The sequence below is a fragment of the Streptomyces sp. NBC_00386 genome (genome assembly GCF_036063235.1).
Classification (GTDB): Bacteria; Actinomycetota; Actinomycetes; order Streptomycetales; family Streptomycetaceae; genus Streptomyces.
Genome location: NZ_CP107950.1, coordinates 5,440,290 through 5,463,387, shown reverse-complemented (window position 1 = coordinate 5,463,387; position 23,098 = coordinate 5,440,290). Strand labels below are relative to the sequence as shown.

The 23,098-nt window shown below is 71.3% G+C and carries 19 protein-coding genes; 5 read left to right on the top strand and 14 right to left on the bottom strand.

The features are described 5' to 3' along the window. Positions 1–209: 209 nt before the first annotated feature. Complete coding sequence (locus tag OG780_RS24090) at positions 210–2,333, bottom strand: LamG domain-containing protein (protein ID WP_328451409.1); 2,124 nt, start codon at positions 2,331–2,333, stop codon at positions 210–212. 116 nt (positions 2,334–2,449) lie between these two features. Beyond that, positions 2,450–5,044 (bottom strand): bifunctional FO biosynthesis protein CofGH, encoded by a 2,595-nt coding sequence (locus OG780_RS24085; protein WP_328451407.1) that lies wholly within the window; start codon positions 5,042–5,044, stop codon positions 2,450–2,452. 194 nt (positions 5,045–5,238) lie between these two features. Here OG780_RS24085 and OG780_RS24080 point away from each other — a divergent pair, with 194 nt between their 5' ends. Then, positions 5,239–6,753 (top strand): CehA/McbA family metallohydrolase, encoded by a 1,515-nt coding sequence (locus OG780_RS24080; protein ID WP_328451405.1) that lies wholly within the window; start codon positions 5,239–5,241, stop codon positions 6,751–6,753. A gap of 380 nt (positions 6,754–7,133) precedes the next feature. On the opposite strand, the gene OG780_RS24075 is transcribed toward OG780_RS24080, so the two are convergent. Continuing rightward, positions 7,134–8,012, bottom strand: a complete 879-nt coding sequence (locus OG780_RS24075) for a calcium-binding protein (protein ID WP_328451403.1) — start codon at positions 8,010–8,012, stop codon at positions 7,134–7,136. A gap of 298 nt (positions 8,013–8,310) precedes the next feature. Then, a complete protein-coding gene (locus tag OG780_RS24070; protein WP_328451401.1) occupies positions 8,311–8,748 on the bottom strand; it encodes an ATP-binding protein in 438 nt (145 codons plus the stop codon). Between the two features lie 209 nt (positions 8,749–8,957). On the opposite strand from OG780_RS24070, the gene OG780_RS24065 reads away from it, so the two are divergent. Together OG780_RS24065 and OG780_RS24060 are read left to right on the top strand one after the other, a co-directional pair. Next, a complete protein-coding gene (locus OG780_RS24065; RefSeq protein ID WP_328451399.1) occupies positions 8,958–9,809 on the top strand; it encodes a helix-turn-helix domain-containing protein in 852 nt (283 codons plus the stop codon). An 11-nt stretch (positions 9,810–9,820) separates the two neighbouring features. Beyond that, positions 9,821–10,006 (top strand): DUF397 domain-containing protein, encoded by a 186-nt coding sequence (locus OG780_RS24060; RefSeq protein ID WP_328451397.1) that lies wholly within the window; start codon positions 9,821–9,823, stop codon positions 10,004–10,006. 21 nt (positions 10,007–10,027) lie between these two features. Here the strand turns inward: OG780_RS24060 and OG780_RS24055 are convergent, their stop codons facing one another. Then, positions 10,028–10,963 (bottom strand): DUF5996 family protein, encoded by a 936-nt coding sequence (locus tag OG780_RS24055; RefSeq protein ID WP_328451395.1) that lies wholly within the window; start codon positions 10,961–10,963, stop codon positions 10,028–10,030. A gap of 219 nt (positions 10,964–11,182) precedes the next feature. Continuing rightward, entirely contained in the window at positions 11,183–12,019 is an 837-nt protein-coding gene (locus tag OG780_RS24050; protein ID WP_328451393.1) for an endonuclease/exonuclease/phosphatase family protein, read from the bottom strand. 92 nt (positions 12,020–12,111) lie between these two features. Between OG780_RS24050 and OG780_RS24045 the strand changes: the two genes are divergently transcribed. After that, complete coding sequence (locus OG780_RS24045) at positions 12,112–12,507, top strand: nitroreductase/quinone reductase family protein (RefSeq protein ID WP_328451391.1); 396 nt, start codon at positions 12,112–12,114, stop codon at positions 12,505–12,507. 324 nt (positions 12,508–12,831) lie between these two features. Beyond that, a complete protein-coding gene (locus OG780_RS24040) occupies positions 12,832–13,680 on the top strand; it encodes a DUF4232 domain-containing protein (RefSeq protein ID WP_328451389.1) in 849 nt (282 codons plus the stop codon). Between the two features lie 26 nt (positions 13,681–13,706). Here OG780_RS24040 and OG780_RS24035 read toward each other — a convergent pair whose 3' ends face one another. From OG780_RS24035 to OG780_RS24000, 8 genes are all read right to left on the bottom strand, one after another. Further along, the gene (locus OG780_RS24035) at positions 13,707–14,465 is read right to left on the bottom strand and encodes a TetR/AcrR family transcriptional regulator (protein WP_328451387.1); all 759 of its coding nucleotides are present in this window, start codon (positions 14,463–14,465) and stop codon (positions 13,707–13,709) included. A 44-nt stretch (positions 14,466–14,509) separates the two neighbouring features. Continuing rightward, positions 14,510–15,259: an SDR family oxidoreductase gene (locus OG780_RS24030; protein WP_328451385.1), complete on the bottom strand. Its 750-nt coding sequence runs from the start codon at positions 15,257–15,259 to the stop codon at positions 14,510–14,512. Positions 15,260–15,359: 100 nt separating this feature from the next. Next, on the bottom strand, positions 15,360–16,823 hold the full coding sequence (locus OG780_RS24025; protein ID WP_328451383.1) for an aldehyde dehydrogenase family protein: 1,464 nt from the start codon (positions 16,821–16,823) through the stop codon (positions 15,360–15,362). Further along, the gene (locus tag OG780_RS24020; RefSeq protein WP_328451381.1) at positions 16,820–18,550 is read right to left on the bottom strand and encodes an N-acyl-D-amino-acid deacylase family protein; all 1,731 of its coding nucleotides are present in this window, start codon (positions 18,548–18,550) and stop codon (positions 16,820–16,822) included. The genes OG780_RS24025 and OG780_RS24020 overlap by 4 nt, the downstream gene beginning before the upstream one ends. A gap of 20 nt (positions 18,551–18,570) precedes the next feature. Beyond that, complete coding sequence (locus OG780_RS24015; protein WP_328451379.1) at positions 18,571–19,692, bottom strand: LLM class flavin-dependent oxidoreductase; 1,122 nt, start codon at positions 19,690–19,692, stop codon at positions 18,571–18,573. Positions 19,693–19,790: 98 nt separating this feature from the next. Further along, positions 19,791–20,567 carry an SDR family NAD(P)-dependent oxidoreductase gene (locus tag OG780_RS24010; RefSeq protein ID WP_328451377.1) on the bottom strand — a complete coding sequence of 259 codons (777 nt, stop codon included), beginning with the start codon at positions 20,565–20,567 and terminating at the stop codon, positions 19,791–19,793. A gap of 11 nt (positions 20,568–20,578) precedes the next feature. Further along, entirely contained in the window at positions 20,579–21,520 is a 942-nt protein-coding gene (locus OG780_RS24005) for an LLM class F420-dependent oxidoreductase (RefSeq protein ID WP_328451375.1), read from the bottom strand. Between the two features lie 144 nt (positions 21,521–21,664). After that, positions 21,665–22,924 carry an amidohydrolase family protein gene (locus OG780_RS24000; protein WP_328451373.1) on the bottom strand — a complete coding sequence of 420 codons (1,260 nt, stop codon included), beginning with the start codon at positions 22,922–22,924 and terminating at the stop codon, positions 21,665–21,667. Positions 22,925–23,098 lie beyond the last annotated feature (174 nt).

Sequence of the window (23,098 nt, the reverse complement as noted above, 5' to 3'; positions counted from 1 at the left end):
TCGTGCACGGATATGACACTCCGCCGGCAGTGATGCAGGCCCCCTTGCGGACGGTCGGATCCCGGTCGGTCTTCTTTCCTCGGTCCAGTACCGGCGGCCTCGGGCAGATGTCCGTCCGAGGCCCGCCGGTATGACGGTCGGGGTTCAGGACCCCAGGACCCTGACCCTCGATGCGTTCAGGACCTCCAGGGTCTCCGGGGCCGTCGGCGTCACGGGGTGACGTCGGTTCCCATGCCCAGCTGGGCGATCTTCGAGTCGCTCAGGACCCCCTCGAAGGCCTGCACCTCGTCCACGTCACCGCGCAGGTACTCGGTCCAGCCGTCACCGGCCTTGGCCCGGCCGACCTGGAGCGCGCCGGTGCTGTGCCAGCCGTTCGCGAAGTCGGCCCTGGCCTGTGCGTCGAGGCTGCCGTCGACGTAGAGCCCGATCGTGTCGGCCGCGTCGTCGTAGACCACCGCGATGCGATGGCCGAGACCCTCGCCGCCGTCCGCGAACTCCGCCTGGGACACGACCTTCTCCGGGGCTCCGGCCTCGTCCTTCTCCGGCATCACGAGCTGCCAGGTGCGCGAGGACGGCTCGTAACGCACCTTGAAGGCGTCGGTGTGCTCACCCGCCTGGGAGAGCACGGTCATGGGGTGGTCGGGCTCGAAGTCGGCGAGGCGTACGACGACACCGACGGTGAAACTGTCCCCGGTGTCCACAGCCGGTCCGTCGGTGGCGGCGTACCCGCTCTCGCCGTCCAGGTGCAGATGCCCGTCGCCGACCAGCGCCATCGGCGGGCAGTCCGGGTCGATGTCCGGGAGACAGGAGCCGTCGGAGCCCCGGTAGAGCGTCGCCCCGGCGCCGAGCCGCAGCGGCGAGCCGCCCGCCTGCTCGGGGCTCGCGCCGTCCGTCGCGTTCTCCAGCGACCAGCGGCCGAGCTTCTTCGGCGTGCGGTGTGCCAGTTCGGAGACCTCGCCCGGTACGACGACCCGGTCGTGGACCCGTACGTCACCGAGGTCGCCGTGCCAACGGTCGCGGTAGCCCGAGGCGTCGCGCTCGCGGCCGATCTGGAAGGCCCCGGCCGCCTCGGCGGGCGTCGCGGCCGCCGCGGTGCCGGTCTCACGGCCGTTGACGTACAACCGCGCCTTGCCGGTCTCCGCGTCGTACAGGCCCAGGACGTGGGCCCATTCGCCGGTCTCGGGCACGCCTCCGGAGACCCGCGCGCCGCCGATCGCGAACGACCAGGCCGGGCCGGAGTCCTCGGCGCGCAGGCCGAGCGAGAAGCCGGGCGAGCCGTCCGCGTCCTGGGAGGCGGCCGTCATGGTCCGGCCGGTCTCGGCGGGCCGCACCCAGGCGCTGACCGCGAAGGACTTGCGGGTGTCGGCGGCGGGGGCGTCCGGGGTGAGGAAGCCGTCGCCGCTGCCGTCCAGCGAGACGGACGAGGTGATGGAGGTGCCCGCGGGCGCGGTGCCGCCGAAGGTCACGCCGGTGCCCGCGCGGGCGGCGGTGCCCGTCTCGGCGGCGGCCGAGCCGGACCCCGCGGGGTCGGTCAGCTTCCAGCGGGCGACGGGGGCGCGGCCGGACTTCACGTTGAAGTCGTAGGTGGTCTGCCCGCTGCTGCGGCCGGCCAGGTCGATCGCGCGGACCTGGAGGTACTTCGGCCCGCTGCTGAGCGGCAGGTACGGGATGGTCACGGCCGCCCCGGGCCGCCCCGCGGAGACCGTTCCGCCCGGGCCGCCCAGGAAGCTGTACACGTACGACACCACGTCGTCCGAGGGCGAGTCCATCGTGAAGTGGCCGTAGACGCCGACGCCGTCCACCCAGAACTCCTGCTCCGGGGTGGGGTATTCGGGCGAGGCGACCGTCGCGTTGGCCGGATTCGCGTCATCGACCACGAACGAGCAGACCGAGCCGTCGCCCTCGTCGCTCCACGCCGAGGTGGCCTTGCCGTCGTTCGCGCGGACGTGCCAGGAGACGGCCGTGTTCGCCGGGACGTCGTCAGGCACGGTCCAGTCGTGGCGTGACCCCGACCCCTTCGCGAGGCCGGTGTAGGCACGGCGCTGCTCCACCCCCGCCGAGTCCGTCCACCAGGCCTCGAACTCGCCCTTGACCGGGCTGAACTCGGAGGGCTGATTGTCATCCTCCGAGTCGTACAGCACCGCGCTGAGCCGGGGCCGCTCCGCGACGTACGCGGTGTTGTCGCCGCTCCCGCACGCCTTGCCCCCCGACGTCAGGTCCTTCACCAGCGGCCGCTCCGGCGGCAGGTTGTCCACGGCATACGCGGTACCGGCCACGGTGGTCAGCAGCGCCACCGCGCAGCACCCCACCGCCAGCCCCCCGCGTCCGGCCATCCTTCCGAAATTCTTCAAGTCGCCCTCCCCTATTGGTACTTGGGGCTCGTTGATCAAGCGAGCCGCATGAACCTAGCAGGGGTCGCCGACAGGGGGGAAAGGGATTTCCCCGGGTCTCAGTCGAGCACCGGCAGCAGCTCCGGCAGGTGACCGTCCGAGGCCTTTGCCGCGCGCTGCCGCTCCTGGGGCACCTCGCCGTAGAGGGTGGTGCGGGGCCTGGCGGGGCGGCCCGCGGCTTCGGCCACCGCGACCAGTTCCTTGACCGACTTGTAGGAGCCGTAACTGGAGCCCGCCATACGGGAGATGGTCTCCTCCATCAGAGTGCCGCCCAGGTCGTTGGCGCCGGAGCGGAGCATCTCGGCCGCACCCTCGGTGCCCAGTTTGACCCAGCTGGTCTGGATGTTGGGGATGTGCGGGTGCAGCAGGAGGCGGGCCATCGCCATGACCGCACGGTTGTCGCGGGTCGTCGGGCCGGGCCGGGCGATGCCGGCCAGGTAGACGGGGGCGTTGGTGTGGATGAAGGGGAGGGTCACGAACTCCGTGAAGCCGCCGGTCTGCTGCTGGATGCGGGAGAGCGTGCGGAAGTGTCCGAGCCAGTGGCGGGGCTGGTCGACATGGCCGTACATCATGGTGGAGGACGAGCGGATGCCGAGTTCGTGGGCCGTGGTGACCACCTCGATCCAGGTCGCCGCGGGCAGTTTGCCCTTCGTCAGGACCCAGCGGACCTCGTCGTCCAGGATCTCCGCGGCCGTGCCGGGAATGGTGTCCAGGCCCGCCTCCTTGGCCGCCGTCAGCCATTCACGGATGGACAGGCCGGTGCGGGTCGCGCCGTTCACCACCTCCATCGGGGAGAAGGCGTGGACGTGCATGCCGGGGACGCGTTCCTTGACCGCCTTCGCGATGTCGAAGTAGGCGGTGCCGGGCAGGTCCGGGTGGATGCCGCCCTGCATGCACACCTCGACGGCGCCCAGGTCCCAGGCCTGGGCGGCGCGGTCCGCGACCTGGTCCAGGGAGAGCGTGTAGGCGTCGGCGTCCGTGCGGCGCTGGGCGAAGGCGCAGAAACGGCAGCCGGTGTAACAGACGTTGGTGAAGTTGATGTTGCGGGTGACGATGTACGTCACGTCGTCGCCGACCGCCGCCCTGCGCACGTCGTCGGCGATCCGGCACAGGGCGTCCAGCGCCGGTCCGTCGGCGTGCAGCAGCGCGAGGGCCTCGTCGTCGGTCAGCTTCGTCGGGTCGTCGGCCGCGGTCGCGAGCGCGGCGCGTACGTCGGTGTCGATGCGGGACGGCACCATCCCGGGGGCCGCGGCCTCCCGCAGCGCCTCCCAGTCGCCGTACACGGTGTCGAAGTCGTCGCGGCGGTCGCCGGTGCGGCCCTCGGTGTCGATGGTGTGGTGCAGATCGGTGCGCCCCGAGGACGTGAAGGCCTCCTCGGGCTCCTGCCACGGATGGCCCTCCACGACCGCGTCCGGGAGCGCGAGGCCCGTCTCCGGGTCCGCCAGGGCCCGTACGTGGGGCAGCAGGCGGGGGTCCAGCCAGGGCTCGCCGCGCTGCACGAACTCCGGGTAGACACAAAGTCGTTCGCGGAGTTCGAAGCCCGCCTCGGCCGACCGCTCGCGCAGCAGCTCGATCTGCGGCCAGGGACGCTCCGGGTTGACGTGGTCGATGGTCAGCGGCGAGACCCCGCCCCAGTCGTCGATCCCGGCGCCGATGAGCCGCCCGTACTCGCTGTCGACCAGGTTGGGCGGGGCCTGGAGGCAGGCGGCCGGGCCCATGATGTGCCGGGCGACGGCGACGGTGGCGATCAGCTCGTCCAGCTCCGCGTCCGGCATGCCGCGCATCGCGGTGTCCGGCTTGGCGCGGAAGTTCTGGATGATCAGTTCCTGGATGCCGTGGTGGGACCGGGAGACGCGGCGCAGCGCGAACAGGGAGTCGGCGCGCTCCTCGTAGGTCTCGCCGATGCCGATCAGCAGTCCGCTGGTGAAGGGGACGGAGGAGCGGCCGGCGTCCTCCAGGACCCGCAGCCGGACGGCGGGCTCCTTGTCCGGGGAGCCGTGGTGCGGGCCGCCGGGCTCGGACCACAGCCGGGTCGCGGTGGTCTCCAGCATCATGCCCATCGACGGGGCGACGGGCTTGAGCCGCTGGAAGTCGGTCCACGACATCACACCCGGGTTGAGGTGCGGCAGCAGGCCCGTCTCCTCCAGGATGCGGATCGAGATGGCCCGTACGTAGGCGATCGTGTCGTCGTAGCCGTGCGCGTCCAGCCATTCGCGGGCCTCGGGCCAGCGGTCCTCGGGCTTGTCGCCGAGGGTGATCAGGGCTTCCTTGCAGCCGAGTTCGGCTCCCCGGCGGGCGATGTCGAGGACCTCGTCCGGGGACATGAACATCCCGTGGCCGGCCCGGCGCAGCTTGCCGGGGACGGTGACGAAGGTGCAGTAGTGGCACTTGTCCCGGCACAGCCGGGTCAGCGGGATGAAGACGCTCTTGGAGTACGTGATGACACCGGGCCGGCCGGCCGCCTCCAGGCCCGCGTCCCGGACCCGCGCGGCGGAGGCTGCCAGGTCGTCCAGGTCCGTGCCGCGCGCCTGGAGCAGCACCGCGGCCTCGGTCACGTCGAGCGCGACGCCGTCCCGGGCGCGCCTGAGCGCTCGCCGCATGGAGTTCGCCGTCGGCCCGGATCCGGGGGTCGTGCCCGTAGCGGAGGTCGTCATCCTTCGAGCATACGGTCGAGGTGATCAGGTATCGGCGGGCGTGCCCGATTCGAGGCGCGCGTCATCTGTCGGTCTCCCCGCAAGCCGTCGATTCCCCCGGTGTGCACCCGCGTTCACCGCCCGCTCGCACAGTGGTCCGTGGCACTTCGCATCACTCATGTCACTGTCACACCCGGCCCCAGGGGAGCAGCAGTATGTGCGAGGACGACCACGGCATCGGCAGACGCGCGCTGTTCGTGACGGGAGCGGCGGCCGCGCTTACGTTGGGAAGCGTGACCTTCCCCAGCGGCGCGCACGCGGAAGCGGCGGACGACCAGGAGACGCGGACGGTGCGCGGCACCCTCCCCACCGGCTCCCCCGACTTCGTGTATCTCCCGGTCGAAGTACCGGCCGGGGTCGCGGAGATCAAGGTCTCCTACACCTACGAGAGGCCGTCCGTCCCGGCCGGCACGGCGGGCAACGCCCTGGACATCGGCATCTTCGACGAACACGGCACGGAGCTGGGCGGCAGGGGTTTCCGGGGCTGGTCGGGCGGCGCGCGCACGGAGTTCTTCATCCGCTCGGACGACGCGACCCCCGGCTACATCCCCGGGCCGGTCCGCCCCGGCACCTGGCACATCGCGCTCGGCCCGTACACGGTGGCGCCGCAGGGACTGGCGTACGAGGTCACGATCACCCTCACGTACGGGAAGCCCGCTCCGGCTCCGGAACCGGTGTACCCGCCCTCGCGCGCCAAGGGCCGCGGCCGTGCCTGGTACCGGGGCGACTGCCATCTGCACTCCTGGTACTCGGACGGCCGCCGCACCCCCGCCGAGATCGCGGCGCTGGCGCGGGCGGCGGGCCTGGACTTCATCAACTCCTCGGACCACAACACGCATGCCGCGCATCCGCACTGGGCGGACCAGGCGGGCGACGATCTGCTGATCATGCTGGGCGAGGAGGTCACCACGCGCAACGGACACGTGCTGGCGCTCGGCACGGAGCCCGGGACCTTCGTCGACTGGCGCTACCGGGCCCGCGACAACCGTTTCGGCCGGTTCGCGCGCCGTATCCGCGGCGCCGGCGGGCTCGTGGTGCCCGCGCACCCGCACGCCACCTGTGTCGGCTGCGGCTGGAAGTTCGGCTTCGGCGAGGCGGACGCGGTCGAGGTGTGGAACGGCCCGTACACCCCCGACGACGAGGTCGCCCTCGCCGACTGGGACAGCATGCTGGTCGCCTCCGTGCGCGGGGGACACGACTGGCTCCCGGCGATGGGCAACAGCGACGCGCACCGCTCCCCCGACCCGGTCGGCAGCCCGCAGACGGTCGTCCTCGCCGACGACCTGACCCGTGAGGCCATCCTGGAGGGCATCCGCGCGGGCCGCTCCTACGTCGCCGAGTCCAAGCTGGTCTCCCTCTCCTTCACGGTGTCCGGCGCGAAGGGCGAACACGCGGGCATCGGGGAGCGGTTGAGGGTCGCTCCGGACACCCCGGTCACCGTCCGCCTGGAGGTCACCGGCGCCCCGCGCTGCACGGTCCGTTTCGTCACCGACCAGGGCGTGCTGTTCACCAGCGACCCGTTGCCGGTCGCGGGCTCCGGCACGGTGGAGTGGCGTACGACGGCGTCCTACGCGGCGTACGTCCGCGCGGAGCTGCGCCACGAGACGGCGGCGGGGCCGGTACCGGGGGCACTGGCGGCGTTCACGAATCCGGTCTTCCTGGGGTCCTAGGGCCTGTCTGACAATTCGCGTCGTCGCCCGAAGGGCGGCCCGGCGGCGTCATGGGGGTCCCCCCTGCTCGAGCGAAGCCGAGAGCTCGGGGGAGCGTGCTCTGGGGGTCCCCCCGGCCGAAGGCTGGGGGAGTGCCGGCCCCAGACCTGCGTACTGGACGTACTCGGGTCTGGGGCCGGTGCGGCGAGTGGGGGTCCCCCCTGCTCGAAGAGCTTGGGGGAGCGTGCATGGCGTCGCCGGGCAGACGGGAATTGTCAGACAGGCCCTGGCCCAAGGGGAGCGTGAGGGAGACCGTGCTCCCTCACGCCCGCCCCTGAGGGCCCTGAGTTCGCGCTGATCTGGGGCTGGTTCGGGCTCTGGCTCTGGCTCTGGTGCCGGCTCTAGCTCTGGTAGACCTTGTCGGTTCCCGGGCCGCCGGAGAGCGTGTCCGTACCCGTGCCGCCGTGCAGCAGGTCGTTGCCGCTGTTGCCGTAGATCTTGTCGTTGCCGCTGTCGCCGTACAGCTTGTCGTTGCCCCTACCGCCGGAGATCTTGTCGTTGCCGCTGCCGCCGTACAGCTTGTCGTTGCCGTTGCCGCCGTCGACGACATCGGCACCGGCGGCGCCGTGGATGACGTCGTCGCCGTCCCCCCCGAACAGGCCGTTCGAGTCCTGCCCCGTCGCGGTGCCGGTGAGACTGTCGTTGCCGGGCCCTCCTGAGCACCCGTCCTCGCAGTTGGTCATCGTGTCGTTGCCCGCCCCGCCGAACGAGCCCTCGCCGTACAGGCCCCCACCGCCGTCGATGCGGTCGTTGCCGTCGTCCCCGAAGAGCACGGCGCCGGAGTCGCCCTTGATGACGTCGTTGCCCTTGCCGCCGGAGATCGTGGCCAACACGTCGGTGACCGTCGCGGTGTCGTTGCCGTCGCCGAGGTCGGCGCCGTATCGGTCCGAGTCGTCGGCGTCCACCGTGCACTCGGCGACCTTGTGGTTGGTCGCCGACGGGTATCTGCACACGCTCGTGGGGATCGTGATGTCGAACTTGTCGCGGAAGGTGATGACGACATCGTCACCGTACGCCGAAGGGTCGAGGTCGACGTACTTCGCGGTGACCGTCAGGTTGTTGGCCTGTCCGGCGCCGGCTGAGTACCAGAGTGCGCCGCCGGAGGCACGGATAGAGGCCGAACTCGCCGTGGCCGCCTGGGCGGCGGACACCGAGAACAGGCTTCCGCCGAGGGCGAGAGCGAGAGCGGCCGTGGCGGAAATTGTCCTTAACGTGCGCATGCGGAAATAACCCTTCGCGGAATCAGTGATGATCAGGCCCGACGAAGAAAAGCGCCGGTGAATTCGCCGTCACCGCCGCCACCGTCGTCACGGCGGTCGGTGATCGGTGATCGGTGATCGGTGATCAAGTCGTGAGCCCGCACCTGTGTGCGGGGCTGTTGTTGTTTCTGGTTCGCACGTTTGGACACCGCACCCCGGGCGGGGGTTGTAGCGGAATTCCACTCAGTTCTCGCAGGCGACCTTGATTTCCCTGCCATTAACCGGCCGGACACCGGCCCGCGGCCTTCCCTTCGCTTTATCAGGTCCCCGCCCCGCCCCCGCACTCCGCCCACAGCAGTTTCCCGCCTCTCGACGCGCCCATCTCACGCAGCACGGACACACCCCACGCGTCGGCGCAGGCCCGTACGAGGTGCAGGCCGCGGCCGTGTTCGGCATCCGCCGGGGGCACGGAGGCGCGGGGCTGCCCGTAGCCGGGCGGGACTCTCGGGTCGGTGTCCCAGACGGCGACCGTCAGCCGGTCCGGCTCGTTCGAGAGGACGCGGAGGGCGTACGGACCCCGGGTGTGCAGGTGGGCGTTGGTGAGCAGTTCGGACGCCAGGAGTTCGGCGGTGGGAGCGAGTTCCGTGAGGTCGTGCGCGGCGAGGACGGTGCGGAGGGTGGCTCGGGCGATACCGGGGGCGCGGGGATCGTGCGGGAGTTGGAGGGTGTAGGCCCAGGGCGGCGATACGGTGGCCATCGGAAGTCTCCGATCACGAGAGGGGGTTGACTCTTCGTCTCCGGTGCCCAGTGACCTGGCCGCTCCGTCGAACGGGGTTCTTCTGGGCGGGCGTCTGCTTACACAGTAGGGGCACTCGCAAAGCAGCTTTGCTGAAACCCATGAGATTCCGTGCGGAACCGCTCGCGTGGGTGATATCCCGAACAGAGCTTTGTTTCAGGAGGAGTTGCATGGCGGACAGGCCAGCACCGACGGCCCGTCGCATCCGCGTCGCCACCGAGCTGCGCAAACTCCGTGAGCGGGCGGGCATGACGTCGACCGAGGCTGCACGCCGGCTCGGTACCGGCTCCGGGCAGCTCAGCAATGTCGAAACAGCCCGGTTCGGGGTCAGCGCCGACCGCATCCGCGCCATGGCCTGCACCTACGACTGCTCCGACCAGGCCTTCGTGGACGCGCTGATCAACCTGGCGGGCGACAAGACGCGCGGCTGGTGGGAGCAGTACCGCGGGATCCTGCCGGCCGGTCTGCTCGATCTGGCCGAGCTGGAGCATCACGCCATCGCCCTGCGCACCGCGTTCACCGCTCACGTGCCCGGGTTGCTCCAGGTCAACGACCACGCCCGGGAGATCTTCCGTCACGTCATCCCCGCGCCCACCCCTCCCGAAGTCGAGCACCGGGTCTCGTACCGGATCAAGCGACAGGACGTCCTCTACCGAGTGGACCCCGTCCCGTACCGGACGGTGATCCACGAAGCGGCCCTGCGAATGAAAATCGGCGGTCCTGAAGTGGCTCGCGCCCAGCTTGAGCATCTGCTCGACATGAGCGAGCGGGACCACATCGCCATCCGGGTGCTCCCCTTCGACGTGGGCGCCTTCCCCGGCTCAGGCCAGTCGATCAACTACGCGTACGGGCCCGTGCATCAGCTCGACACCGTGCAACTGGACCAGTTCCACGGGCCGGTACTCCTCGACGCCGAAGCACACTTGGACAAGTACCGGCGGCTGCTCGACACCGTGGAGGCCGTAGCCCTGACTCCGACGAAGTCACGGGATTTCATCCACGCCATCGCTCGACAACTCTGAAGGGACCCTGCATGGACACCCACGAGTGGCAGAAGTCGTCCTATTGCCAGGAAGGCGAGGCCTGCCTCCACGTCGCCGTCTCCGGCGTCGCAGAAACGGTCCATCTGACCGAGAGCGGCGACCCCGCCCACTCCATACTCTCGGCCACCCCGGCCGCCTTCGGCGCCCTTCTCCGAGCGCTCAAGAGAGACGCATGAACAGAGCCGACACCGCATTCGTCACGTGCGACGGACCGGGTCCGTGATTCCGCCGGGGCACGCGAGCGCCGCGATGTCCCATCCGGCGCGTCCGGCCCCGGCCTGGTAGGCACTTTCGTAGAAGGCGAGCACGGCGGCACGTGGATCGGCCTCGGCGCGGGCCGCGTCGTAGCGCAGCACGGCCAGGTGGCTGTCGCCGCTCGCCACCCACTGCGCGGACGCCGGACTGAGCGGCGCTTCGGTCAGGCTGACGGGCTCGGGCGCGGTGTACGAGTAGAACGCGGGCTCGGCGAAGGTGTCGTCGCCGAACCAGAAGCCGAAGCTGATCACTTCCGAGGAGTACGCCTCCCGAGTGACCGGGTCGACCTGCCCGGGCTGGTCGGCCAGGCGCCCGGAGAACCGGCTGTGGGCGATGTCGAAGGTGTGCCAGAAGTGGTGCACCGAGCTGGCTTTCCCCGAGAAGCCCGCCGCGAACTCCTCCAGCACGGACGCAACCTGGCTCAGCACCCGCCAGTAGCGGTTTGCGGCCACCGGGTCGTAGACCGCGTGCTCGGTGTCCTCGGCGAACGGCCGGTCGGCGTCGGGCAGATCGAAGGGCCTGGGGATAGCGATGTCTGCTCGGACGCCCAGCGCGGCCAGAGCGGCCAGGGTCTGGTCGTAGAAGGACGCGACGGACTGGCCCGGAAGCGGAAAGGACCGCTCTTCGCCGTCCAGCATCATGACGACGAGCCGGTGGCCGACGAAGTCGAAGTCGATCGTGAAGATCGGATTCCCGTCGACCTGACCCATCGGACGGGTGGTGATGCCGCGCCCAGTGACATGGAACGGGACGTTCCACCAGTGGTTGCGCCGGGCGCTCGCGGCCAGGCGGATCTTGCCGACGATCTGCGCGAAGCGGTGCAGCGTCTCCTTGGTGTCCCGCCACTCCGCCAGCGGCACCGGCGGGAACAGATCCATCGCCTGCCCCTTTCCGCCCGGCGCTCACGCGGCGGCCGGGCAGTCTCATCATGACCCCGCAGGAAACATCCGGCACGCCGTCGAGGGAGCGGTTCAGCCCGGAGCCGCCGCACGGCCGCCGCTCAGGTCACGCCGTCGTCCGACCGCGGACGAGGTGACGTGGGGGCGGTCGGCCCCCGGTCACCGGAGCGGGAGTGCACCAGGATGTGACACAGCTCCTCAGGACGTGTCCTGACCGCCCTGAGGGAGGGACAGGTCGGCCACGACGGCCGCGTGGTCCGAGGGCCACACCCCGTCGACCGGCCCGTCCCCGGCCCGCCGTACCGACCGGACGTGCCCGAGGCCGCCGGGGCCGGGCGGGCCGACGTGGACGTAGTCGATGCGCGCTGCGGGGCTGTGCGGGCCGACATGGGCGTTCGCCGGGTCCCAGGTGGCCCAGGGTGCCGTCGGGTCGGCGTACTCCCAGGCGTCGAGGAAGACCTGTCCGGGAACCGCGGGGGACGTCTTGTATCCCCCGAACAACCGGATCTCGTCGGAGTCCGGCCAGGCGTTGAAGTCGCCCGTGACGACCGGGGGGAAGTCGGTTCCGCTCCGGTGCGCGGCGACGAACTCCGCGAGGGCGGTGATCTGTTCGCGGCGTACGCCCGAGGCGTGGATGGCCGAGGTGAGGTGGGTGGTGAAGAAGGGCACCTCGTGGGTGGGCGTGGCCAGGCGGGCGTGAAGGGCGAGCCGTCCGTCGTACAGCTCTTCGGGGGCGGGCAGCCGCAGCACCTCCTGCGCCACCACCGGCCAGCGGCTCAGCACGGCGTTGCCGACGTCGACCGTGGTGTCCCCGATCCGCCGCTGCCAGCGGTCCGAGGCGTCGGAAGCCGCCCAGGTCCAGTGCATTCCGAGCTCGTCCGCGAGCCACCCGGCGAGGTTCTGGCCGCCGCACTCCCAGACCTCCTGCAACCCGACCACGTCGGGCCGCAGTTCGCGCAGCACGGCCAGGATGGCTTTCTGCCGTTCTTCCCAGGGCCCGAACCGCCACCAGAGGTTCCAGGTCACAACCCGCATCCGCAGCCACCTGCTCCTGTCGCGCGACATCGGGGACCATTGAAACAACTCCCTTGTGCCACACACCAGCCCGGACAGGAGCCCCACGGACCATGGCCCGTCTCAACGACCTCAGGTTCCGCACCACGACCGCCTTCCAGCGGCACCTCGTCAACCCGCTCGCGCGCCGGATGCCGTTCCAGACGCTCCTGGAGACCACCGGCCGTGTCTCCGGCCTGCCCCGGCGCACCCCGCTCGGCGGCCGCCGCGTCGGTGACGCCTTCTGGCTGGTCTCGGAGTTCGGGGAACGGTCGCAGTACATACGCAACATCCAGGCGGACCCGAGGGTGCGGGTGCGGCTCCGCGGCCGCTGGCACGAAGGCACGGCGCACCTCCTCCCGGACGACGACCCGGTGGCCCGGCTGCACACCCTGCCCCGGGGCAACAGCACGGCGGTACGGCTCATCGGTACGGGGCTGCTGACGGTGCGGGTGGACCTGCGGGGGTGAGGCGGCCGGAGGTCCTCGCATCCCGGAAAGGCATCCCAGGCTTCCGCGTTTCCGCAGGTCATCCGGGGTGGGATGGTTCCACCGTCCCGGGTTGGGGGGCAGCTGTTGCCCCAGCTCCGCGAGGAATCCCATGCTGTGGATGTCGCACCGGCTGAGCAGGTCGTCCGCTCGGCAGCGCCGACACCCCGGCCCGCCCGTCCACAGGGACACCCATGTCCTCATGCACTCAGGACGGGCGGATGCCCAGGGCGGATTCCCAGCGTGGGTGCCCGGCCGTCGGCGCGTGCGACCTCCATACGGATCGGAAAAGGAAACGGGGACACCATGAACACGCCTGCCCGCAGGAACCACAAGAGCCCGAGGAACTGGAAGTCCTACGCCCTCGGGGCCGCGGCGGCCGCGGCGCTGCTCGCGACCACGGCGTGCGATCCGGGCGCGGCCGAAGGTTCGGACAGCTCCAAGTCCTCGGCCCAGCCGAGTGCGACGGCTTCGGCGAAGCCGGGCGGTGCTTCGGGCAGCACGGGCGGCGACGGGACCGAAAACGGTGCCGGCAGCGCGGGGAGCGGTGCCAGCAGCGCCGGGAGCAGCGCGGGCAGCGGTGGCAGTAAGGGCAGCAGCACGGGCAGCGGCGGGGGCACGAGCAGCGCCGGCGGCACTGGCGGCACGAGCAGTGGTGCCACCGGCAGCAGTGGCGGCACCTCGGGCAGTGGTGGCAGCACCGGCGGTGGCGGCAAGGAAGCGATCGCCGCCTGCTCCCAGACGGAGCTCGGGGTGTCCGCTGTGAAGGAGCGGGATGCCAGGCACCTCGTCCTCACCGTCCAGAACGCGAGCACCAAGAAGTGCAACCTCTACCGCTACCCCCTCGTGCGGCTTGGTGACGGCACCCGGAACACGCCCGTGATCAAGGACAGCGACCCGGACCCGGGCGTGCCCGTCACCCTCGCCCCGGGCCAGGAGGCCTACGCCGCTCTGCTCGTCGCCGGCGGCGCCAGGGACGAGTACGAGGCGAAGAACATCACCCTCACCCTCCAGGGCAGCACACCCGGCAGCAGCGCGGGCAAGCCGATCGACGTCCCCATGCCCGTCAGCACGCTCTACGCGGACGACGGTCAGCTCGTCACCTACTGGACGACCGCTTCCGGCTACGCCCTGGACTTCATCATGTCGAAGTGACGAAGTGACGGACCCGGGCCGGGACTTCAACCCGAGTTGGACAGGCGGTCCAGCCACTCGGTGAACAGGGCCGTCTCGGCGGAGGTGAAGGCGGGGCTCGGGTCCTGCCGGAACAGCGCGCCGAGGCGGGTCGCGGCGGCGGGGACGCCGGGGGCGGCGGAATCCGCCGGAGCGCCGGGGGCGGTCACGTCCGGGGTGAAGACCACCGCGTGCACCGCGTCCCGTACCCGGCGCGACAGGGTCTCGTCCGTGAACGTCGCCGGGCGGGAGACCAGCATCAGACAGACGCCGACGTTGGCGGACATGATCATCTGCGCGGCGAGTTCGGGGGCCAGGCGCAGCTTGCCCTGTCCGGCGGCGCGGCGCAGGTCGGCGGTGAGGATGCGGTGGGCCTCCAGGGCCGCGGCCGGCGGGGTCCGCATCGCCGGGGAGTTCATCAGGCGGTAGAGGTTCGGGTTCCGCAGGGCGAACTCGGTGTGGCCGTCCCAGCCCTCGCGCAGGTCCTGGACCGGGTCCGTGCCGGGGTGCCGTTCCCGCTTGGCCGCCAGGTAGCGCTCCCAGCCGTGGTCGACGACGGCCGACAGCAGGCCTTCCTTGTCGCCGAAGTGGCGGTAGAGCGCGGGGGCGCCGACCCCGGCCGCCTCGCACACGGCCCGGGTCGAGACGTCACCGTCCGGGGACCGCGCGACCAGTTCTGCGGTCACGGCGAGGATGCGCGCTCTGGTGCTCACGGGCGCGTCGGTGGCGGGGCCGGCCTCGCCGGGGGTACTGGCGTCGCTGCTCATCTCGGGGGTTCCTGACGTCGTCGGGGCCGGAGGACCGTCGGGTGTCAGGCGATGCCGCCGTTGGCGCGCAGCACCTGGCCGTTGACCCAGCGGCCTCCGGGGCCCGCGAGGAAGGCGACGACGGAGGCGATGTCCTCGGGGGTGCCGAGACGTTCCAGGGGCGGCTGGGCGGCCATCCGCGCGATGGTCTCCTCGTCCTTGCCTTCCAGGAAGAGGGCGGTGGCGGTCGGGCCGGGGGCCACGGCGTTGACGGTGATGTCCCGGCCGCGCATCTCTCGGGCGAGGATCAGGGTCATGGCCTCGACGGCGCCCTTGGTGGCGGCGTACGCGGTGTAGCCGGGGATCGCGAGGGCCAGCACGGAGCTGGAGAAGTTGATGATCGCGCCGCCCGTGCGCAGCCGGCGCGCGGCCTGCTGGTCCACGACGAACGTGCCGCGGATGTTGGTGCGGTGCATCCGGTCCAGGGCGTCGAGGTCGAGGTCGACGAGCGGGGCCAGGGTCATGACGCCGGCCGCGTGGACGACGACGTCGACGCCGCCGAAGGTCTTCTCGGCGGCATCGAAGAGGGCGGCGACCTCCGCCTCCTCGGCGACGTCGGCCCGGAAGGCGACGGCCTGCCCGCCCGCCTCACCGATCGCCGCGACCGCCTTGTCGGCCTCGGCGGCGTTGCCCGCGTAGTTCACGACGACGGCGTATCCCTCACGGGCCAGCCGCTCGGCGCTCTCGCGGCCGATGCCGCGGGACCCACCGGTGACGATCGCGACGCGCGGGGAGGTGCTCGGCTGCTCACTCATGGCGTTGCTCCTTGTCTCGGCCGGGGTAGCGGTGTCCACCATCCCGATGAGAGCAACGCTAACACTTACGCCGTAGCGTCGCTACCGGAGGCCCGCCGCTTCACCCCGGCCACACGATCGCCTGGGTCTCGCTGTACGCGTGCAGGGCGTACGAGCCCACGTCGCGGCCGACTCCGCTCTTCTTGAAGCCGCCGAAGGGGGCCTCCATGTTGCGGCCGACGGTGTTGACGCCGACTCCGCCCGCGCGCAGCCGGCGGGCGACGCGGAAGCCGCGGGCCACGTCCCCGGACCAGACGTAGTCGATCAGGCCGTAGTCGGAGTCGTTGGCGAGGGCGATCGCCTCCTCCTCGTCGTCGAAGGGCAGCACGACGACGACCGGGCCGAAGATCTCCTCCCGGACCACCCTCATGTCCGGTGTGCAGTCGGCGAGAAGAGCGGGTGCGACGTAGAACCCGCTGGGCAGGGACGGCCGTTCACCGCCGGTCACCACGCGTGCGCCTTCCTTGCGGCCGAGTTCGACGTAGGACTCGACGCGGTCGCGGTGGGCCGCCGAGATGACCGGGCCGACCACCGTGCCCCGCTCCCGCGGATCGCCCACCTTCAGGTGCCCGGCGTAGGCGGCCAGTTGCCGCACCAGCCGGTCGTGCGCACCCCGCTGGACCAGTACCCGCGTCGGCGCCGTGCAGATCTGTCCGCTGTAGAAGGAGAAGGTCGTACCGATGCCCGACACCGCCGACTTCAGGTCCGCGTCCTCGAAGACGATCGCCGCGCCCTTGCCGCCCAGTTCCATGAGCTGGCGTTTCATGCCGCGCCCGCACACCTCGGCGATCCGCTGTCCGACCGCAGTCGAGCCGGTGAAACTGACCATGTCGACGTCCGGGGAGTCGACCGCCGCCTCGCCGGACTCCGCCGTCGAACCGCTGACCACGTTCACCACGCCCGGCGGCACACCCGCGGCCTGCAGCGCCTCGGCCATCCGGTACACGGACAGCGGGTCCTGCGGGGCCGGCTTGACCACCACGGTGTTGCCCATCGCCAGGGCGGGGGCGATCTTGCCCGCCGGGTTGGCCCAGGGATTGTTGTACGAGGTGATGCAGGTGACCACGCCGACGGGCTGGCGCACGGCCAGCGCGCCCATCACGGCGGCTCCGCCGAAGGGACCCGCCTCGTTGATCTGCGGCGGCAGCGCCCTCTCGACCGGTTCGGGCCGCGCGTAGCGCCGGAAGCGGGCCACCCCGACCCCGACCTGCATGCCGCGCGCCGTCCCGGTGGTGGCGCCGCTCTCCGCCTGCGCGAGGTCGGCGTACGGCACGAAGTCGCGCTGGATGAGGTCCGCCGCCCGCGCGAGGACGGCGGCCCGTTCCTCGGCGGGCGTGCGCGACCACGGCCCGAAGGCCTCGCGGGCCGCCGCCGCGGCCGCGTGCACCTGCGCCCGCGACGCCTCGGGGGCGAGCCCGACGGCCTTCTCCGTCGCCGGGTCGGTCACCTCGTAGAACCCGTTGTCCGGCGCCACCCACGATCCGCCGATGAACAGCCGCTGCCCGGTGCTCCCGGAGGCCGTCACCGGGTGCTCACCGTCCGGGTGTCGCGGCCCGACCGCAGCACCTTGCCCGGCACGGCGCCCGTCACCACGTCCTCGCGGATCGCCTCGACCCCGTTGACCCACACGGCCCGCACCCCGATCGCCCGGGAGTCCAGCCGCGGACTGTCACCCGGCAGGTCGTGCACCAGGGTGGCCTTGCCGGCGTCGATCCGCTCCGGGTCGAAGAGCACCAGGTCCGCATGGAATCCCACCTCGACGCGTCCGCGGTCGCGCAGCCCGAACAGCCGCGCCGGGTCGTCCGTCAGCATCTTCACCGCCTGCTCCAGGGAGGCGAGCCGGCGTCCGCGCAGGCAGTCGCCGAGGAACCGGGTGGTGTACGGGGCCCCGCACATGCGGTCCAGATGGGCGCCCGCGTCGGAGCCGCCGAGCAGGACGTCCTGGTGCTGCCAGGTCTCGGCGCGCAGCGCCCAGGAGTCCGGGTCGTTGTCGGTGGGCATGGGCCACAGGACCGTGCGCAGCTCGTCGGCCGCGCAGATCTCCACCAGGCACGCGAAGGGCTCCTGGCCGCGTTCGGCGGCGATGTCCCGCACCACGCGCCCGGTCAGGCCCTCGTTCGCGGCGCTGTAGGTGTCGCCGATGACGTACCGGCCGAAGTCGGCCAGGCGCCGGAAGACGCCCGCCTCCCTGCTCTCCGCGCGCCTCAGCATCTCGGCGCGGACCTCGGGGTCGCGGAGTCTCTCGATGCGCTCGGGCACGGGCAGCGCGAGGACCGGTCCCCAGCCGGGGATCAGGTTCAGGGCGCAGAAGGTGCCGAGCGACATGTTCATCGGGGTGAGGATCGGCATGGTGAGCGCGACGACACGGCCGCCGGACTTGCGGGCGCGTTCGCTCGCCTCCAGCTGGCGCGGGACGCGCTCGGGGACGGCGGCGTCGATCGTCAGCACGTTCCAGTTGAGCGGGCGGCCCGCGGCCGCGCTCATCTCCACGAACAGATCGATCTCGGCGTCGCTGAACTGGTCCAGGCAGCCGGCCACGATCGCCTCGATCTGGGTGCCCTCGTGCTCCCCCACGGCCTGCGCGAGGGCCAGCAGTTCGGCGGGGCCGGCGTGCCGGGAGGCGACCGGCTTCCCGTCGCCGTCGGAATGGGTGGAGGACTGGGTGGTGGACATACCCCAGGCGCCCGCTTCCATGGCCTCGTGGAACAGCCGCAGCATGGCGTCGAGCTGTTCCCGTGTCGGCTGTCCGCCCACGGCGTCGGGGCCCATCACGTACCGCCGCAGCGCGCAATGGCCCACCATGAAGCCCGCGTTGACCGCGATCCGGCCTTCCAGGGCGTCGAGGTAGTCCCCGAAGGTGTTCCAGTTCCAGGGCGCGCCCTCCTCCAGGGCGACCAGGGACATGCCCTCGACCTTGGACATCATGCGGCGCGTGTAGTCGGCGTCCTCGGGGCGCTCCGGGTTCAGCGGGGCGAGGGTGAAGCCGCAGTTGCCGCCCGCGACCGTGGTGACGCCGTGGTTGAGGGACGGGGTCGCGTACGGGTCCCAGAAGAGCTGGGCGTCGTAGTGCGTGTGCGGGTCCACGAAGCCGGGGGCGAGGACGAGTCCGTGCGCGTCCTCGCTCGTCCGGGACGGCTCGGTGACCGTGCCGATCACGGCGACACGGCCGTCCCGCAGGCCCACGTCCGCGGTGCGGGCGGGCGCTCCCGTCCCGTCCACGACGGTCGCGCCCTTGATCACGTGGTCGAGCATCGCGGAAGTACCTCCTGGACCTAGACGGCGGCTTGGCGGAAGCGGGTCGTGCGGTGCACCGGGTCCGTGTCGATCTTCGGGATCACGTGCTCGCCGATCAGCCGGATCGTCTGGAGCGTCTCCTCCTTGGGGACGCCGACGGGCAGTCCGAAGCTGAGCTGGTCGGCGCCGGCCTGCTCCCAGCGCTCGCACTGGGTGAGCACCTCGTCCGGGTCGCCGCAGATCAACAGCTCCTCCTCGATGAGGAGTTCGACGAACTCCGCGTTGTACTCGGGGAGCGTCTCGGGCCAGACGGGGAAGCCCTCGGGGCGCGGGAAGGTGTCGTGGTAGCGGAAGACGAGGGAGGGCAGGTAGTGCAGCCCGCCGCCGACCGCGATCCGGATCGCCTCGTCGTGGGTGGGCGCGCAGATGGCGGTGGTGGTCACCATGACGTTGTCGTTGACGAAGTCGCCGATGGGCTCGGCGTTCACGACGGCGGTCTTGTACTGCTCCAGGACCCACTCCATGTCGGAGACCTTCTGCACGCTGAAGCCGAGCACGCCCAGGCCCTTGCGGGCGGCCATGGAGTACGAGGGCGGCGACCCGGCGGCGTACCACATCGCGGGGTGCGACTTCCCGTACGGCTTGGGCAGGATCTTGCGCGGCGGGAGCGACCAGTGCTTGCCCTGGAAGCCGACGTACTCGTCCTGGAGCCACATCTTCGGGAACTCCGCGATGGTCTCCTCCCAGATCTCCTTGGTGAAGTTCATGTCGGTGATGCCGGGGAGGAAGCCGAGGATCTCGTGCGAGCCGGCACCGCGGCCGGACCCGAACTCGAAGCGGTTGCCGGTGAGATGGTCGAGCATGGCAACCTTCTCGGCGACCTTGACCGGGTGGTTGACCTGGGCGAGCGGGTTGAAGATGCCGGAGCCGAGGTGGATGCGGTCGGTGGCGTGCGCCAGATAGCCGAGGTAGACGTCGTTGGCCGAGAGGTGCGAGTACTCCTCCAGGAAGTGGTGCTCGGACGCCCAGGCGTACTTGAAGCCGGACTTGTCCGCCTGGATGACGTACTCGGTCTCCTCCATCAGCGCCTTGTGCTCCGCGAGCGGGTCGGTCAAGGCCCGCTTGCCCACGTATCCCTGTACAAAGAGCCCGAATTCCAAGGAGGTTCACCGTCCCCATCCAGTTATCTGACATACCGTCAGATTCTTTGAGCCGACTGTTCCACCGCGTGCGTGGACCGTCAATAGCTGATGCGTCGTCAGAGAACGCTGACGCCGGCGAGCCAGCCGCCGTCGATCACGAAGGGCTGCCCGGTGATGTACGAGGAGTCCTCGCCGGTCAGGAACAGGGCCAGCCTGGCCACGTCCTCGGGGCGGCCGATCCGGCCGAGCGGGACGAGCTTGCCGTAGAACGCGTCGAGCGCCTGCGAGGCCTCCTCGCCGTCCGCGCCGGAGGAGAGCTGCGCCGGGTTGCTCATGGCCGTGTCGACGGCGCCCGGGCAGACCGCGTTCACCCGGATCCCCTTCTCCGCGAGCTCCAGCGCCGCCACCCGGGTGAGTCCGACGATGGCGTGCTTGGTCGCCGCGTACGCGCCCACGTACGCCATCCCCGTGAGCCCGGTGAAGGACGCCGTGTTCACGATCGTGCCGCCGCCGGCCTCGGCGATCTCGGGCGCGAGGGTCTTGATCCCGAGGAACACACCGACCTGGTTGACCTGCACGATCTGCAGGAACTCGGCCAGCGGGGTGTCGACGAGCGCGTTGAAGCGCAGGATGCCGGCGTTGTTGACCAGCCCGTCGATCCGCCCGTACGCGGCCTTCGCCGAGGCGACCGCCGCCGTCCAGTCGGCCTCCTGGCTCACGTCCAGATGGACGTAGTGCGCGCCGATCTCCTCGGCGAGCTCCCGCCCCTGGTCGTCGAGCACGTCGGCGACGATCACGCGCGCGCCCTCCGCCGCGAAGAGCCGCGCCTCCTGTTCGCCCTGCCCCCGCGCGGCGCCGGTGATGAGGACGACCCGCCCGTCCAGCTTGCCCATGCCCTGACTCCCTAGTTGAGGTGGGGCGCGACGTCCGCGCCGAACGCCGCCATCTGGTCCGTGAGTTCGTCGCGGCTCCGGCTGCGGAACCGCACCTGGATCTGGTGCACGCCCATCGCGCCGTACTCCCGCAGCGACGCGGCCAGGGCCTCGGGCGGACCGCTCAGCGCCCGCCGCCCGACCTCCCAGCCGGGCTCGCCCACGTACAGCGGCTCGGTGATCGCGCCGATCGTGAGAGGTTCCCCGACGCCCGCCTCGGCGCGCAGGCTCGCGAGCCGGGCGATCTGGGCCGGCAGCCGGTCGCGCGGATCGCCCTGCGGAAGCCAGCCGTCGCCGCGCAGCGCGGCCCGGCGCACGGCGGCGGGCGAGGAGCCGCCCACCCACACGGGCACGCGCTGCTGGGCGGGCCGGGGCCGCTGCCCGAGGCCCTCGAAGTCGTAGGTCTTGCCGTGATGGACGGGGAACTCGTCCGGCCCGAGCGCGGCGCGCAGCGCGTCGATCGTCTCGTCGAGGACGGCCCCCCGGCGCTCGAAGTCGGCCCCGACCGCCTCGAACTCCTCCCGTACGTGCCCGGCGCCGACCCCGAGGATCAGCCTGCCGCCGGAGAGGTGGTCCAGGGTCGCGTACTGCTTGGCGGTGACGAGCGGATGCCGGAGCCCGACGACCGCGACATGACTGAGCAGCCGGACGCGCTCGGTCACGGCCGCGAGGAAGGCGAGCGTGGCGACCGGGTCGTACCAGATCGTGCTCATGGCGTCCGCGAGCCTGCGCGGAATCGCGACGTGGTCGCAGCTCGCGACGTAGGCGAATCCGGCGCGGTCGGCGGCGCGGGCGATCTCGACGAGGTCGTCGGGACCGGCGGCGGCCTCCCAGGGTTCCGCGTAGATGGTGCTCTGGGACTGGACGGGGAGCTGGATGCCGTACGCCAGCCGCCCTTCGGGCAGTGTCTGCATCGGCCCGCACCTCTCATCTGACGGTCCGTCATTTGTTGGGCTGCGCCGCCATACTCATCGCTGACGCATCGTCAGACAAGGGGTCGGCGGGTATCCGGGCGCACGGCCCCGGGCGGGGCCGGGGCGCACGCCTCGCGCGGCCCCTCAGCCCGCCCAGAGGCCCTCCGCCGTCAGCCCCAGCAGCTCGATCGCGTTCCCCCGCACGATCCGCTCGACGACGTCCGGGGCCAGGTGCCCCATCTGGGCCTCGCCGACCTCCTTCGACTTCGGCCAGGTGGAGTCGGAGTGGGGGTAGTCGGTCTCGTACAGGACGTTGCCGACGCCGATCGCGTCGAGGTTCCGCAGCCCGAACGCGTCGTCGAAGAAGCAGCCGTACACGTGGTCGGTGAACAGCTCGGACGGCGGCCGGTGGACCTTGTCGGCCACCCCGCCCCAGGCGCGGTTCTCCTCCCACACCACGTCGGCGCGCTCCAGGATGTACGGGATCCAGCCGATCTGGCCCTCCGCGTACATCACCTTCAGGTTCGGGAAGCGCTCGAACTTGCCGCTCATCAGCCAGTCGACCATCGAGAAGCAGCAGTTGGCGAAGGTGATCGTGGAGCCGACCGCGGGCGGAGCGTCGGCCGAGGTCGACGGCATCCGGCTGCTGGAGCCGATGTGCATGGCGATGACGGTGCCGGTCTCGTCGCACGCGGCGAGGAAGGGGTCCCAGTCGTCGGTGTGCACGGACGGGAGCCCGAGGTGCGGCGGGATCTCGGAGAAGGCCACCGCGCGCACACCGCGGGCGGCGTTGCGCCGCACCTCGTCCGCCGCGAGCCGGGCGTCCCACAGCGGTACGAGCGTCAGCGGTATCAGACGCCCCCGGGCGCTGGGCCCGCACCACTCCTCCACCATCCAGTCGTTGTAGGCCCGCACCGCGAGAAGGCCCAGATCACGGTCGGCGGCCTCGGTGAACGTCTGCCCGCAGAACCGGGGGAAGGTGGGGAAGCAGAGGGCGGACTGGACGTGGTTGACGTCCATGTCGGCCAGCCGCTGTGGCACGTCGTACGAGCCGGGGCGCATCTGCTCGTACGTGATGATCTCGAGCCGGATCTCGTCACGGTCGTAGCCCACGGCCGTGTCGAGGCGGGTGAGGGGCCTGTGCAGGTCTTCGTAGACCCACCAGTCGCCGACGGGGCCCTCGTCGCCCGGAGCGCCCATCACGGGGGCGAACTTCCCGCCCAGGAAGGTCATTTCCTTCAGGGGCGCGCGGACGATGCGGGGGCCTGTGTCCTGGTACTTCGCGGGCAGCCGGTCCCGCCAGACGTCGGGCGGTTCGACCGTGTGGTCGTCCACCGAGATGATCCTCGGGAAGGCGGTCGCTGCGTCCGCCGAGGGGCTCTGCGCGGTTTCCGTGGTCTCCATACCGGCCACGGTAGCGCTGATCTGACGACCCGTCAGCTACCCGTCGGCCACCTGTGGACGGCCCGCCCTGCCTCCGGCGGAGCACCCGGCCGACGGCGGCGCGCGGATGAATGCGCGAGGAAGTGTGAGGAGCCTGTGTGAGGACCGTGTGACCTACCGGGTCACGCCTTGTGA